Source organism: Pseudomonas sp. T1.Ur (genome assembly GCF_023516725.1).
Lineage (GTDB): Bacteria > Pseudomonadota > Gammaproteobacteria > Pseudomonadales > Pseudomonadaceae > Aquipseudomonas > Aquipseudomonas alvandae.
Genome location: NZ_JAMGSN010000001.1, coordinates 2,306,114 through 2,319,624, shown reverse-complemented (window position 1 = coordinate 2,319,624; position 13,511 = coordinate 2,306,114). Strand labels below are relative to the sequence as shown.

The window sequence follows — 13,511 nt, the reverse complement described above, 5'->3', positions numbered from 1 at the left end:
CGGGAGCAAGTTCCCTCGCCACAAGGGCACCGAAAGACCACAATTGCGACGGTCAGTCCTCGCCAATCTCCACCACATCCCCATTCAAGCGCACCGGCCAGACCCGCAGGCGCTGCTCGGGGTATTCCAGGCAATGACCGTCTTCCAGGCGGAAATGCTGCTTGTACATCGGCGAGGCAATCACCAGTTCGCCCTTGATATTGCCCAGCAATCCGCGACCGATGACGTTGGCGCCGGACTTCGGGTCGCGGTTGTCGACGGCGTACAAGGGCTTGTCCGCGTGCTCCGGCAGATAGAGCAACGCCACTTGGCTGCCGTCGTGCCAGGCGACCACGCCGGAGTTGGGCACCAGGTCTTCGCGGCTGCACAGGGCGCGCCATTGCTGGGGTTGTTGAGCGATACGAACGACGTTTGACTGGCTCATCAGAGCACCTCCTCGGTGACGGGAATCAGGTGAAGTTCACCGGCATGCACCGGCCGGCGCTGGCCGCGCTCGCGGACGAAGTGGACGTCCGGATCGCCGCGCTTGTCGTTGACGAAGGTCCGGAAGCGCTTGAGTTTTTCCGGGTCCTTCAAGGCGTTGGCCCACTCGCATTCGTAGCGGTCGACCACCAGCTGCATCTGCGCTTCGAGCTCGGCACCCAGGCCCAGGCTGTCGTGGATGATCACGTCCTTGAGGTAGTCCAGGCCACCTTCCAGGCTTTCACGCCAGACCGAGGTGCGTTGCAGCTTGTCGGCGGTGCGGATGTAGAACATCAGGAAGCGGTCGATGTAGCGGATCAGCGTCGCGTCGTCCAGGTCGGTGGCGAACAGCTCGGCGTGGCGCGGACGCATGCCGCCGTTGCCGGCGACGTAGAGGTTCCAGCCCTTTTCGGTGGCAATCACGCCGACGTCCTTGCTCTGGGCTTCGGCGCATTCACGGGTGCAACCGGACACGGCGAACTTGAGCTTGTGCGGCGAGCGCAGGCCTTTGTAGCGGTCCTCGAGGGTCAGGGCCATTTGCACGCTGTCCTGCACGCCGTAGCGGCACCAGGTGCTGCCCACGCAGGACTTCACCGTGCGCGTCGACTTGCCGTAGGCGTGGCCGGTTTCGAAGCCGGCTTCGATCAGCTCGGCCCAGATGTCCGGTAACTGGTGCAACTGCGCGCCGAACAAGTCGATGCGCTGGCCGCCGGTGATCTTGGTGTAGAGGTCATATTTCTTCGCGACGACGCCGATGGCGATCAGTTTGTCGGCGGTGATTTCCCCACCGGCAATGCGTGGTACCACCGAGTAGGTACCGTTCTTCTGCATGTTCGCCATGAAGGTGTCGTTGGTGTCCTGCAATGGCACCAGGTGCGGATCCATGATCGGCTGGTTCCAGCACGACGCCAGGATCGAACCCACCGCGGGCTTGCACAGGTCGCATCCGGTGTGGCCGCGACCGTGTTTGGCCAACAGCTCTTCGAAACTGATGATCCCCTCCACGCGCACCAGGGCATACAGCTCCTGGCGGGTGTAGGCGAAGTGTTCGCACAGGCTCTTGTCGACACTGACGCCCCGGGCAATCAATTCGTGCTCGAACACTTGCTTGACCAACGCCGCGCAGCCGCCGCAACCGGTGCCGGCCTTGGTGTCGCACTTGAGCTGGCCAAGATCGGTGCAGCCACCGTCGATGGCCGAGCAGATCGAGCCTTTGGTGACGTTGTGGCACGAGCAGATGGTCGCGGCTTCAGGCAACGCCGCCGGGCCGAGTGTCGGGGCGCCTTCGGAGGACGGCAGGATCAGGCTGGCCGCGTCCTTGGGCAAGGCGATGCCGTTCTGCATGTACTGCAAGAGCGTGTCGTAATAGCTGTTGTCGCCGACCAGTACGGCGCCAATCACGCGCTTGCCGTCAGCATCGACCACCAGGCGCCGGTAGCTGGCGCTGGTTCCGTCGATGAACTGGAAGCTGCGCGAGCCCGGCGTATGGCCGTGCGCGTCGCCGATGGAACCGACGTCCACGCCCAGCAACTTGAGTTTGGTGGACATGTCGGCGCCGGTGAAGGCCTCGCCGGCTTCCCCACAGAGGCGCGCGGCGACGTTGCGGGCCATCTGGTAGCCCGGCGCGACCAGGCCAAAGATGCTGCCATTCCATGCCGCGCATTCACCGATGGCATAGATGTCCGGGTCGCTGCTCTGGCAATGGTCGTCGATCACTACGCCGCCGCGCGGGCCGATCTGCAACTCGCATTGACGGGCCAAGGCGTCCTGGGCGCGGATGCCGGCAGAAAAGACGATCAGGTCGGTTTCGAGGAAATCGTCGCTGCCGAAGTTCATCCGATAGCGGTATTGCTCACCCGCGCTGATGGATTGGGTGCCCTTGGACAAATGCACGCCGACGCCGAGTTTCTCGATGCGCGCCTTGAGGGCCAGCCCGCCCTGCTCGTCCAGTTGCACCGGCATCAGCCGTGGGGCGAATTCGACAACGTGGGCTTCCAGGCCAAGGGTTTTCAAAGCGTTGGCCGCCTCCAGGCCCAGCAGGCCACCGCCGACGACCACGCCACGACGGGCGTTGCTGGCGGCGTTACGGATGGCGTCGAGGTCTTCGAGGGTGCGGTAGACCAGGCACGAATCGCCTTCGGCGCCCTGGATCGGTGGCACGAACGGGTAGGAACCGGTGGCGAGCACCAGCTTGTCGTAGCGGATGCGTTCCCCGGCGGTGACCACTTCGTGCGCCTGGCGGTCGATGTCCAATACCGGCACGCCCAGGTGCAACGTGACGCCGGGGGTCTGGTACAACGAGGCTTCGCCCAAGGCCAGCGATTCGGCGTCCCGGCCGGAAAAATACTCGGACAGGTGCACGCGGTCGTAGGCACGCATCGGCTCTTCGCTGAAGACATGCACGCGGTAATGGTTGAGGGCGCCGCGCTCGATCAGTTGCTCGACGCAGTGGTGGCCGACCATGCCATTGCCGATCACGATCAGCGTTTGCAGCTTGTTCAGGGAAGCAACGTTGGAATTCATAAAAGCACCCGACAAAAGCCCATCACGGTTTTTTGAAAGCAAAAAAAAGACGCCTGAAACCTTGCGGTTCCAGGCGTCTTTGCCTGTTCTGTGCGGTATCGATCCGGCGACTGCGCCCTGATCTACCGTTATCCCCCGGCCTGCTGGCACTCGATCTTCGTTGACCGACGGGGCTGCCCACTCGATTGTGTTCACGGTGGGCCTGGACAACGTCTTGCAGCGAGCGTGCCAAACCTTGCCTGACCTGCCGCGACAACCTCATGGGCATCCCACAATCCCCTATGGGAGCGGGCTTGCCCGCGAAGGGGCCCGCCCTGTCACCTCAAGCTAACCGACGCCAGCTACCGTTTCGCTAGCACCACCCTCTGCCTTGCGATGGTGCGGCAACCCACCTGCGGCTTCATAAAAGTGCACCCCTTCAAGCCCGCCGGCAAAAATCCTGAACCATCGCCGACCCCGATTTTCACAATAAGTGAGGAGCCCGTCCGGTCGCCGCACAAGCGACTCGCGACGCCCGGGCAGAGGCTTGCTGTCCAACCCGAAACGAAGGAGATTCAACGATGAAAATCAATGAAATCATGAGTCGGGAAGTCCGCACGATCTCGCCTGATACCCCGCTGCGCGAAGTCGCGCTGATCATGCGCCAGGCCGATATCGGCGCGCTGGTGATCAATCAGAACGACCGCATGGCCGGAATGGTGACCGACCGCGACCTGGTGGTTCGAGCCATGGCCGAAGGCATGAACATGGACACCCCGGTCAGCCGGATCATGAGCGATGAGGTGCGCTATTGCTTCGATGACGAAGAGATCGACCACGTCGCCAAGAACATGGCCCAGATCGAAAAACGCCGCCTGCCGGTGGTGAACCGTGACAAGCGCCTGGTGGGCATGGTCTCGCTGGCCAACGTCGCCAGTTGCAACGCTGACAAGGTCAGCGCCAACCTGTTGCGCGGCGTCGCGCAACCCCACTGACCCTTCGAAGGAGCTGCTGAGCAAGCACAATGGATGAGCGAAACCCACCTGTGGTGGTGATCTGTGGTTCCACCGCCGGCGTCGGGCGTGCCACCGCACACCGATTCGCTGCCGCGGGCTACCGAGTCGGGCTGCTGGCCCGGGGTGAGCAGGCCCTGGCGGCGACGGAAGACGAACTCAAACAACTGGGCGCGAAATGCCTGGGGATCAGCGTCGATGTCGCCGACGCCGAAGCGGTATTCTATGCGGCTCAACGAATGGAGCGAGAACTGGGACCGGTCGGCGTGTGGGTCAACTGCGCGATGGTCACGGTGTTTTCGCCCATCCGCCAGTTGAATGCCGAGGAAGTCCGCAGGGTGACCGAGGTGACTTACTTGGGAACCGTCCACGGCACCCTCGCGGCGCTGGACCTCATGGGCCGACGCAATCGCGGCGTGATCATCCAGGTCGGGTCCGCACTGGCCTACCGCGCCATACCGCTGCAGGCGGCCTATTGTGCAGCCAAGTTCGCGGTGCGAGGTTTCACTGATTCCTTGCGCTGCGAACTGCTTCACGAGCACAGCGATATCAAGGTCTGCATGGTGCAACTGCCTGCGATCAACACACCGCAGTTCGATTGGGCGCGCAACAAGTTGGGCAAGCGTGTGCAACCGGTGCCGCCGATTCATGACCCGGATGTGGCCGCCCGGGCGATATTCAGCGTGGTCAAGCGTACGCCCAGGGAACTGTGGCTGGGTGCGGCCTCGCTCAAGGCCATCGTCGGCACGTGCCTGATGCCAGGACTGCTCGATCGCTTACTGGCCCGTAACGCCTATTCAGGACAGATGACCAACGAGGATGACGACCATCAGCGCCCGGATAACCTGTTCGAATCCCAGGAGCCCTTGCATCGTACCCGTGGTCGGTTCAGCGGCCGCTCACGGGACTCCGCGTTGGCCCTGAGTTCGACGCAAGTATCGGCGCTGCTGCTCGCCACCGGCGGTTTGCTGGCAGTCGTGCTGCTATTGTTCTGAGCCGACGCGGCGGAACCACCGATAGCCGTATCCGTGCAAGGCCAGGCCCGATTGTTTCGTGGTCGGGTACGGACTGTCGGACAGCACTTCTTCGAACCCCTCCAGGTCCATTTCCCGCAACCGCACCGTGACCGCGTCCTTGCCGAGGTTCGCCAGCATGATCGAGGTGGCCTCGCAGGCATGGGCGATGGCGAATACCGCAGGATGGTCGACCGTCAGCAGTTGCGCCTCGCCGTCGCCCACTTCCTTCAGCTCTGCGCGAGTCCGCAATAAATGACGTGTCCGGCTCAACAGCGATTCGGGGTCTTTCAGTTGGCCTGCAACGTTCAAATGCGAATAGGCAAACGGCCCTTCATCGATCACCGGGACAGTCGGCCGCCGGGCCGAGGAAAATCCGGCGTTGGCCTGGTCGTTCCATTGCATGGGCGTGCGCACCGACAGGCGCTCCGGGCGGGACAGGTCGTCGCCCATGCCGATTTCCTCCCCATAGCGCACGATCGGCGTGCCAGGCAGCGACAACAACAACGCCTGGGCCAACGCCTGGCGACACACGTCACCGTCGAGCATTGGCGCCAGGCGTCGGCGGATACCTCGGCCATACAAGCGCATGTCCGGCTCCGGGGCGAACGCCTGCATCACCTCTTCGCGCTCCTGCTCGCTCAGGCGCTCCAGGTCGAGTTCGTCATGGTTGCGCAGCCACACCGCGTAGTTCGCGCCGTCCGGTGGCGCGGGCCGCCGGGTGATCGCCCGTTGCAGGGGTTCGGCTTCGCCGCGGGCCAGGGCCAGGAACAGGTGATTGTTCACCCAGAAATCCAGCACCAGGCCCAGGCGCTCCCCGGTGCCGAAATAATGGCTGTAGCGCTCGGGCTCGACGTCCACTTCGCCCAATAGCACCCCTTCGGGATTGATCTCGGTCATGCACTTGAACAACCGATCCAGCACCCAGACACCCTGCTCTTCATCGCCACCTCCGGCCTGTTCCACCAAGTGGGAAGCGGCGTCGAGGCGAAAGCCGGCGATACCGAGTTCGAGCCAGTGGACCATGACCCGCTCGATCTCCTCGACGACCCGCGGGTTCGCCAGGTTCAGGTCCGGTTCGTGGCGATAGAACAGATGCCGATAGTATTGCCCGGCCTGCTCGTCCCACTGCCAGATGCTGTCTTCCACGGAGGGAAAGATCGGCTGGTTGCCGTCGTCCACCGGCGTGTCGGACCACAGGTAGTAATCCCGGTAGACGCTGTCCTTGTCCCGTCTCGCTCGAAGGAACCACGGGTGCTGGTCGCTGGTGTGTTGCACCACCAGTTCGAGAATGACGCGCATGCCGCGCTCGCCGGCCTGGACGATCAATTGGCGCAGGTCTTCCTCGCTGCCAAAACGCGGGTCCAACGCCATGAAATCACTGACGTCATAACCGGCGTCCTTGAAGGGTGACCGATACAACGGCATCAGCCAGAGCGCACCGACGCCCAACGCTTGCAGGTAATCGAGTTGCTGGATGATGCCCCTCAAGTCGCCACGGCCGTCGCCGTTGCTGTCGTAGAACAAGGAAGGATCGATCTGATAGATCAAGGTATTGCGGTGCCAGTTGGCTTTCATCGGGCACTCCTTATCGACACAGGATCAATGCCTGCTCGGCGGCCAGTCGACCGCTGAACGGCTGGCCTTCATCCGTCCCGTCGCTGGCGACTTCCACGCGCCAGCGGTCGGCCAGGGGAAAGGTGTGTTCGCTGTCGGCAAAGTTGATGCAGACCAGGCGCTCGTCGCCCTCGCACTGGCGACGATAAGCCAGCACTTGCGGATGCGACGGCAGTTCTTCCCAGCCGCCCAGGCGCAGCGCCAGGCTGTTGCGCCGGCAGGCCAGCAAGCGTCGGTAGAGCGCCAGCACCGAATCGTCGGCACGGTCCTGCGCCTCCACCGACAGCCCATCGGCGTCCGCAGCAAATGGCAACCACGGCGCCTGTCCCGACCAGCCGTGAGGCGCTTGCTCGGTCCATGGCAATGGTGCCCGGCTGCCGTCCCGTCCGCCGGGATCGACGCGGGTCTGGGCGGTCACTTGGGTATCTTCCAATCCCAGTTCTTCGCCCTGATAGATGAATGGCGTGCCGCGCAGCGTCAGCAACATCACCGCCGCCGCCCGGGCCCGGCGCAATGAGCCGCCGTAGCGACTGCGATGACGACTGTTGTCATGATTGGACAGCACCCAGGTGGGCCAGGCCTGCAAGGGCCCAAGGTCGTTTTCCACTTCGCGGATGCACATGCGAAACACCACCGGGTCCCAGGGCGCGTCCAGCGGCGGGAAGTTGAAGGACATATGCAGCTCGTCGCTGGCGCCGTAGTAAGCCGCCACCTGCGCCGTGGAGCGGATGTTCACTTCGCCGATCAGCACCCGCTCGCCGGGGTAGCTGTCCACCAGGCGCCGCAGCCCGCGCAGCACTTCATGGCTGTAGGGCTGGTCATTGATCTTGACCATGGTTTCGCCGGCCATGCAGCGCGGGTCGTCGGCGAAGCTCTGGTCCTTGCCGACGCAATGCACCACGTCGACGCGAAACCCATCGACGCCGCGTTCGAGCCAGAAGTGCAACACCTGGTGCATGGCGGCGACGACTTCGGGGTTGTGCCAGTTGAGATCCGGTTGTTGCGGCAGGAAGAAGTGCAAGTAGTACTGCTGGCTGGTCTCGTCCCAGGTCCAGGCGCTCCCGCCATCGATCGAGGCTCGCCAGTTGTTCGGTTGGTCGCGCCAGATGTACCAGTCGCGCTTGGGGTTGTCGCGGCTGGAACGTGACTCGATGAACCATGGGTGTTGGTCGGAGGTGTGGTTGGGCACGAAGTCGAGCAGCACTTTCAAGCCGCGTTCGTGGGCCTGGGCAATCAGTGCGTCGAGGTCCGCGAGGTTGCCGAACAGGGGGTCGACGTCGGTGTAGTCGCAAATATCGTAGCCCGCGTCACACATCGGCGAACGATACACCGGTGACAGCCACAACGCGTCGACGCCCAAGCGTTGCAGATGGTCCAGGCGTGCCGTCAAACCGGGAAGATCGCCAATGCCATCGCCGTTGGCATCGGCAAAGGAGCGAGGGTAAACCTGGTAGATCACAGCGTTCTTCCACCAGGGCGAATGGAAGGAGTTGGGCATGTCGCCTCCTCTGATCGCAGTGTTTGGTGGGCAAGACCGCGGCCCCGCCTGATGCCCCTGTTATCAGGGGACATCAGTTAAGAACCGGAAAAGGCGCCTGGGGTTCGTTTTTTCTTGATGGGAGGTGAATCAGCGGGAGATCGGTTGAATGTCCTGCCGCCATCGCGAGCAAGCTCGCTCCCACAGGTCTTGCAAACGACACGAACCCTTGTGGGAGCGAGCTTGCTCGCGAAGACGGTGGGTCAGCTTGAGGAATTTCCAGCGGCCCGCTCGACCATCGCAACGATGGTCACGAACAACTCTTGCTTGGCCTCGTCCGCGCTGATGTCCCCATTGGCCGCCGCATCGGACAACGCCTCCGCCGCCCCCAGCATCGCCCGCAGGCTCGCTTGGGAAAGACGCCCGTTCCCGGCGAACGGTTCGAGTACCGACCGGCATTTGTCCAGGAAGATCCTTTCGTATTCCCGCTTGATGAGCTCCAGCTCCGGTGAACTGCTCAGGGCTGCGCTGACGCCGGGAATCTCGCGGCCCTGAAGCAGCACGCACTCGACGAAGGCATCGGCAATCACCTGTGAACGGCTTTCCAGGATGGGCTCGCTGGCCTCGAGCGCTGCGTCCATCAGCGCCGTCTGGCGCGCATCGAAATCCTGGTACAGCGCGGCCAAAAGCCCTGATCGGGTGATGAAATGATCGTAGACGATCGGTTTGGTCACGCCGGCCTGTTCCGCGAGCCGGGCGAGCGTCAGTGCTTCGCTGCCCTCCTCGCGCACCAGCCGCCAGGCCACATCCAACAATTGCCGTTGCCGATCCGCGCGGGCCAGGCGTCGACGGGGCGCCGCGGAAGACGATGAATTTTCTTCAGTGCTTGACATGCTAACTTTACCAACCGTAACTTACTGTTCGTAACTTAACCAAGCATACTCGCTTGACGTTGTGTGATGCCAGAAGGAGATTCGCTATGCACGCGCTTATCGTTGTTGCTCATCATGACCCACGCTCCCTGACCCATGCGCTTGCCCAGGCCATCGGCGACGGGATCACCCAGGCCAACCCCGCCAATACCTTCGAGATTGCCGACCTGGCCGCCGAAGGTTTCGACCCACGCTTTGGCCTCGCCGATCATGCCGTCCACCGTCGCGAGGCCAGGCCACCCGCGGATGTGCTGGCTGAACAAGCGAGGATCGACAAGGCCGACGCGCTCGTGCTGGTCTACCCGATCTACTGGTGGTCGATGCCAGCGTTGCTCAAGGGTTGGATCGATCGAGTGTTTTCCAATGGCTGGGCATTCGATTACAAGCCAGGAGAGTCGTTTACCCAGAAGCTCCAGCGATTGCGGGTCCATCTTGTAGCGCTTGGAGGGGCCGATGCCGATAGTTTCCAACGTCATGGCTACGACCAGGCGATGGTCACGCAGATCGACCACGGCATCTTCGATTACTGCGGTGCGCGGGTGGTGAGTTCCGAACGCTTGCTGGAATCGGAAACCCTCGATCCGAGAGCTCATTTGCAAACCGCGCGTAGCCTTGGCCAGCGGCTGTTTTCAAAGGTCGAAGAGACCGCGCGCATGCAGGCTGGCGCCGAGTGCGCGTGATCAGAGCGCACGTTGACCGGCCGCAGACAATGCGCCATCCCGTTGGTAGATATCCGGGATGTAGACCGCCTGCCCCTGGCTGTCCGCCTGCACCGTCCAGTAACCCAGCAGGATCGGCAGGGGCTTGGCCAGCCTGAATTCATGAGTCAGCTCGCTGGCCAGCAATGTATCGGTCCGGGTGCGCTCGACCGGGGTCACCAACAGGTCCCGCAGGTGCATGACTTGTTCGATGCGCACGCAGCCCGAACTGAACGCCCGCGGGCCCTTGTTGAACAGCGCCTGGCTGGGGGTGTCATGCAGGTACACCGAAAACGGATTGGGAAAGCGGACCACCAATTTGCCCAAGGGGTTTTTCGCACCGGCATCCTGGCGCAGCATCAGGTCGCCAGGATGTTCCCAATCGATATTTTCCACCGCCAGCGGCAAGCCATCCCGATCGAGCACCTTGAGGTTATGCCGGGCGAGGAACTCCGGATCGCGGCGAATCTCGGGCAGTTTGTCTTCACGCATGATCGTCGGCGGGATGGTCCACGTGGGGTTGAGCGTCAGGCGGGTGATGCGCGATTTGATCAAGGGTGTCTGGCGTTCGGCACGCCCCACCTGGGTTCGGGTTTGCCACACGGGCGCGCCGCCCTGGTAGACCGTCAGTTGCGCCGCCGCGACGTTGACCAGCACGCTGTCGGGCTCCAGGTCCTGGGCCAGCCAACGCATGCGCTCCAGGTTGATGCGCAACTGCTCGCGGCGCATGGCCGGGCTGATATTCAATTCGGTGACGGTCCAGGGCCCGACGACCCCATCGGCTTGCAGCGAATGATGAAGCTGGAAGCTTTTCATCGCCTCCACGAGGCTCGCGCTGTAATGCTCGTCGACGTCGAGCGGTGGCACGCTGAGGTAGCCTTCGTTGAACAGGCGCCGGGCCAGGGCCGGTACGCGGGCGTCGCGCTTGTCCGGTTGCAGCAAGGGGCCGCTGGGCACCGATTGCCAATCCGCCAGGGGCTGCTGTCGTTGTCTTGCGTAAAGTTCGCGCAAGTCGCGATAAAGCGCCAGGCTCGGCCGCGCCAACTCGAAAGCCTCTGCCGGGTCTTGCAGGCCCGCCACGGCGAAATGCAACACCATGGCCTGCCGGTCCGGCAACTGGGGATTGGCTTTCCAGATCGGCTCCAGGCGATTCTGTGGCAGATGGCCGAAACGCAATTCATGCAGCGCTTGCAGGTAGCGTTGGCTGATGGCGATGTCGGTACAGGCCGCGTTGGCGTAACGGCCCTCGTCCGGCAGGTTGTAACGGGCCGGATCGAGTCCGTCATCGGCCAGTTGCCGTAGCTGGGCTTGCAACGCCTGCAACCGCCCGTCGTCCGTCCAGATCGCCTGGCCTGCGTTTTGCTGGTATAGCGCCTGCAGGCTCATCACCGTCGGAAAGTCGACGCCACCGGCCAATTCTGGGCAATTGACCGACAGTTGCGCCAGTGTAGTTTGCGCCTGGGCCGGATCGCCGTCCTCGGCCGTAGCGACCAATGGCGCAACGAGCAAGAAAAGGCTCAGGTAACATGCGGACTTTTTGAACAACTGCTTTACTCCAATCCATGGCCGTCTCGTTGACGGTGAATTTTGCGACAGGTACGACCCGCCATCATGCAGACAAACAAAACCGGACGGGATGCCGCAAACGAACGCCACCGCAAGCTGCCTTCACCTGTATCGGCCTTCTTGCGCCGACTCTGCCTGGTCGTGACCGGCCTTGGCATCCTGTGCAGCCCGGCGCTGGCCGAAAAACTCAACGCCCAGCCGCTTTACAACAGCCTCGCCCACGCCGCGCCGGAACTCAATCCCCAAGCGCTGAAAAGTGCCCTGAGTGCGATGCAGTGCGCAGTTGCCAACGGTGCTCGACAGGCTCGCCATCTGGCGGTGATCGACTATTCGCAACCTTCGACGGCCCGGCGCTTGTGGATCTTCGACCTGCGCCAGAAAAAGCTGGTCCTGCGCGATCTCGTGGCCCACGGGCAAAAATCCGGTGAGAACTTCGCCACCCAGTTTTCCAACCGACTGGGCAGCTATCAATCGAGCCTGGGGCTGTTCCGCACCCAGGAAAGCTATCAGGGCACCCACGGTTATTCGCTGCGCATGGATGGCCTGGAACCCGGGTTCAATGACCAGGCGCGCGACCGGGCGATCGTCATCCACGCCGCTGATTACGTGAATCCGCTCTGGAGCGTGCGCCAGGGGCGCATCGGCCGCAGCCAGGGCTGTCCCGCCGTACGTCCGCAAGTGGCGCGGCAAGTGATCGACAAGCTCAAGGGTGGGCAATTCATGTTTTCCTGGTACCCGGACCCGGCATGGCTCAAGCGCTCGCCCTATCTCAATTGCCAGCCGCAGCAGGTGGCGAGCATCCTGGCGACCAGCGGTGGCTAGCAGCCTCTGGTGACGAGGGAGCTTGCTCCTGCCGGGCTCTGTAGGAGCTTGTAGGAGCTGCGTAGGAGCTGCCGAGCGAAGCGAGGCTGCGATCTTTTGATCTTTTGATCTTTTGATCTTTTGATCTTTTGATCTTTTGATCTTTTGATCTTTTGATCTTTTGATCTTTTGATCTTTTGATCTTTTGATCTTTCGCTTGAGATTCAAGTGGCTGGGGAAAGATCGCAGCCTCGCTTCGCTCGGCAGCTCCTACGCAGCTCCTACAGACCCAGCGGGAGCAAGCTCCCTCGCCACAGGGATTGCAGTGCATGGGTTCGTGGTTAAAATGCCGGCCTTTCGAGTTGCTGGCGTTTTTATCTGATGAACCCTCAAGCCCTTCAAACATTGCAGAGCCATTTGCTGACGGCGCTGGAATCGGCGCCCGACGAAACCCGTCGCCTGTTCCATGGCCGTGGGCGCTGCTGGCCGGGGCTGGAACAGATCACCGTCGACTGGCTGCAAGGCGTCGTGTTGGTCTCGCTGTTCAAGGAACCCGATCCAGCGCAACTGGATGACCTGTTCGCCACGCTGCGCGCCCTCGCCGCCTCGCCCGCCTGGCAACACAGCGGGGCCCATACCCTCGCGATGCAACATCGATACCTGCCCGACAGCCTGACCCAATGGTTGGTGGGCGAACCGATCGATGAATGGACCCTGACCGAAGGCGGCCTGCGTTATCGCATCGACCTGGGCAAGAAGCAGAACAACGGTCTCTTTCTCGACATGCGCCATGGCCGCGACTGGGTGCGCGCCAACGCCCAAGGCAAGCGCGTGCTCAACCTGTTCGCCTACACCTGCGGTTTCTCGGTGGCGGCCATCGCCGGCGGTGCCCGCCACGTGGTCAACCTGGATATGTCCCGCGCAGCCCTGAGCCGTGGGCGCGACAATCACCGACTGAACGGCCATGACCTGGGCCAGGTGAGCTTTCTGGGGCACGACTTGTTCAAATCCTGGGGCAAGGTGATCAACAGCGGGCCCTATGACCTGGTCATCATCGACCCGCCCACGTTTCAGAAAGGCAGCTTCCTGCTGACCAAGGATTATCAGCGCGTGCTGCGCCGCCTGCCGGAGCTGCTGACCGCCACCGGTACGGTGCTGGCCTGTAGCAACGACCCGGCGACCGGTCCTGACTTCCTCATCGACGGCGTCATGCGTGAAGCGCCCGGCCTGATATTCGAAGAGCGACTGCCAAATCCTCCGGAGTTTCCAGATACGGACCCCGCCTGTGGCTTGAAGGCCTTGGTGTTCAAGCGTGAGGACCCGGCCATCGGCTGAAAACTGCGTGCCGGGATTACACATTTCCACTATTTGATGGATCTTGCTCGCGACTAGACTGTTTCACGTTGCCTGCAGCGTGCACCGATCCGGTT

General features: G+C 62.6%; 11 protein-coding genes. 5 read left to right on the top strand and 6 right to left on the bottom strand.

The genetic code is table 11. The annotated features are described in order from the left end of the window. Nucleotides 1–52: 52 nt before the first annotated feature. The gene (gene nirD / locus M8Q45_RS10480) at nucleotides 53–424 is read right to left on the bottom strand and encodes a nitrite reductase small subunit NirD (RefSeq protein WP_249874662.1); all 372 of its coding nucleotides are present in this window, start codon (nucleotides 422–424) and stop codon (nucleotides 53–55) included. Beyond that, nucleotides 424–2,985, bottom strand: coding sequence for a nitrite reductase large subunit NirB (gene nirB / locus M8Q45_RS10475; RefSeq protein WP_249874661.1), 2,562 nt, complete (start codon nucleotides 2,983–2,985; stop codon nucleotides 424–426). Before nirB ends, nirD begins: the two co-directional genes overlap by 1 nt. Nucleotides 2,986–3,545: 560 nt before the next feature. Here nirB and M8Q45_RS10470 point away from each other — a divergent pair. After that, on the top strand, nucleotides 3,546–3,959 hold the full coding sequence (locus M8Q45_RS10470; RefSeq protein WP_249874660.1) for a CBS domain-containing protein: 414 nt from the start codon (nucleotides 3,546–3,548) through the stop codon (nucleotides 3,957–3,959). Nucleotides 3,960–3,988: 29 nt separating this feature from the next. Then, nucleotides 3,989–4,972 (top strand): SDR family oxidoreductase, encoded by a 984-nt coding sequence (locus M8Q45_RS10465; protein ID WP_249874659.1) that lies wholly within the window; start codon nucleotides 3,989–3,991, stop codon nucleotides 4,970–4,972. On the opposite strand, the gene M8Q45_RS10460 is transcribed toward M8Q45_RS10465, so the two are convergent. From M8Q45_RS10460 to M8Q45_RS10450, 3 genes are all read right to left on the bottom strand, one after another. Further along, nucleotides 4,961–6,568 carry an alpha-amylase family protein gene (locus M8Q45_RS10460; RefSeq protein WP_249874658.1) on the bottom strand — a complete coding sequence of 536 codons (1,608 nt, stop codon included), beginning with the start codon at nucleotides 6,566–6,568 and terminating at the stop codon, nucleotides 4,961–4,963. The two genes, M8Q45_RS10465 and M8Q45_RS10460, sit on opposite strands and share 12 nt — an antisense overlap. Before the next feature lie 10 nt (nucleotides 6,569–6,578). Continuing rightward, nucleotides 6,579–8,105 (bottom strand): alpha-amylase family glycosyl hydrolase, encoded by a 1,527-nt coding sequence (locus M8Q45_RS10455; RefSeq protein ID WP_249874657.1) that lies wholly within the window; start codon nucleotides 8,103–8,105, stop codon nucleotides 6,579–6,581. Nucleotides 8,106–8,347: 242 nt separating this feature from the next. Then, nucleotides 8,348–8,977 (bottom strand): TetR/AcrR family transcriptional regulator, encoded by a 630-nt coding sequence (locus tag M8Q45_RS10450; protein ID WP_249874656.1) that lies wholly within the window; start codon nucleotides 8,975–8,977, stop codon nucleotides 8,348–8,350. An 86-nt stretch (nucleotides 8,978–9,063) separates the two neighbouring features. On the opposite strand from M8Q45_RS10450, the gene M8Q45_RS10445 reads away from it, so the two are divergent. After that, on the top strand, nucleotides 9,064–9,696 hold the full coding sequence (locus tag M8Q45_RS10445) for an NAD(P)H-dependent oxidoreductase (RefSeq protein WP_249874655.1): 633 nt from the start codon (nucleotides 9,064–9,066) through the stop codon (nucleotides 9,694–9,696). Here the strand turns inward: M8Q45_RS10445 and M8Q45_RS10440 are convergent, their stop codons facing one another. Next, on the bottom strand, nucleotides 9,697–11,259 hold the full coding sequence (locus tag M8Q45_RS10440) for a L,D-transpeptidase family protein (protein WP_249874654.1): 1,563 nt from the start codon (nucleotides 11,257–11,259) through the stop codon (nucleotides 9,697–9,699). Nucleotides 11,260–11,421: 162 nt separating this feature from the next. Between M8Q45_RS10440 and M8Q45_RS10435 the strand changes: the two genes are divergently transcribed. Together M8Q45_RS10435 and M8Q45_RS10430 are read left to right on the top strand one after the other, a co-directional pair. Continuing rightward, nucleotides 11,422–12,102 (top strand): murein L,D-transpeptidase catalytic domain family protein, encoded by a 681-nt coding sequence (locus M8Q45_RS10435; protein WP_030140664.1) that lies wholly within the window; start codon nucleotides 11,422–11,424, stop codon nucleotides 12,100–12,102. Nucleotides 12,103–12,462: 360 nt separating this feature from the next. Next, nucleotides 12,463–13,416, top strand: coding sequence for a class I SAM-dependent methyltransferase (locus tag M8Q45_RS10430; RefSeq protein WP_249874653.1), 954 nt, complete (start codon nucleotides 12,463–12,465; stop codon nucleotides 13,414–13,416). Nucleotides 13,417–13,511 lie beyond the last annotated feature (95 nt).

Coding starts and splice junctions, on each gene's coding strand:
- M8Q45_RS10465 (WP_249874659.1), top strand. CDS start 3,989: ATGGATGAGCGAAACCCACCTGTGGTGGTGATCTGTGGTTCCACCGCC.
- M8Q45_RS10430 (WP_249874653.1), top strand. CDS start 12,463: ATGAACCCTCAAGCCCTTCAAACATTGCAGAGCCATTTGCTGACGGCG.
- M8Q45_RS10460 (WP_249874658.1), bottom strand. CDS start 6,568: ATGAAAGCCAACTGGCACCGCAATACCTTGATCTATCAGATCGATCCT.
- M8Q45_RS10445 (WP_249874655.1), top strand. CDS start 9,064: ATGCACGCGCTTATCGTTGTTGCTCATCATGACCCACGCTCCCTGACC.
- nirD (WP_249874662.1), bottom strand. CDS start 424: ATGAGCCAGTCAAACGTCGTTCGTATCGCTCAACAACCCCAGCAATGG.
- nirB (WP_249874661.1), bottom strand. CDS start 2,985: ATGAATTCCAACGTTGCTTCCCTGAACAAGCTGCAAACGCTGATCGTG.
- M8Q45_RS10450 (WP_249874656.1), bottom strand. CDS start 8,977: ATGTCAAGCACTGAAGAAAATTCATCGTCTTCCGCGGCGCCCCGTCGA.
- M8Q45_RS10455 (WP_249874657.1), bottom strand. CDS start 8,105: ATGCCCAACTCCTTCCATTCGCCCTGGTGGAAGAACGCTGTGATCTAC.
- M8Q45_RS10470 (WP_249874660.1), top strand. CDS start 3,546: ATGAAAATCAATGAAATCATGAGTCGGGAAGTCCGCACGATCTCGCCT.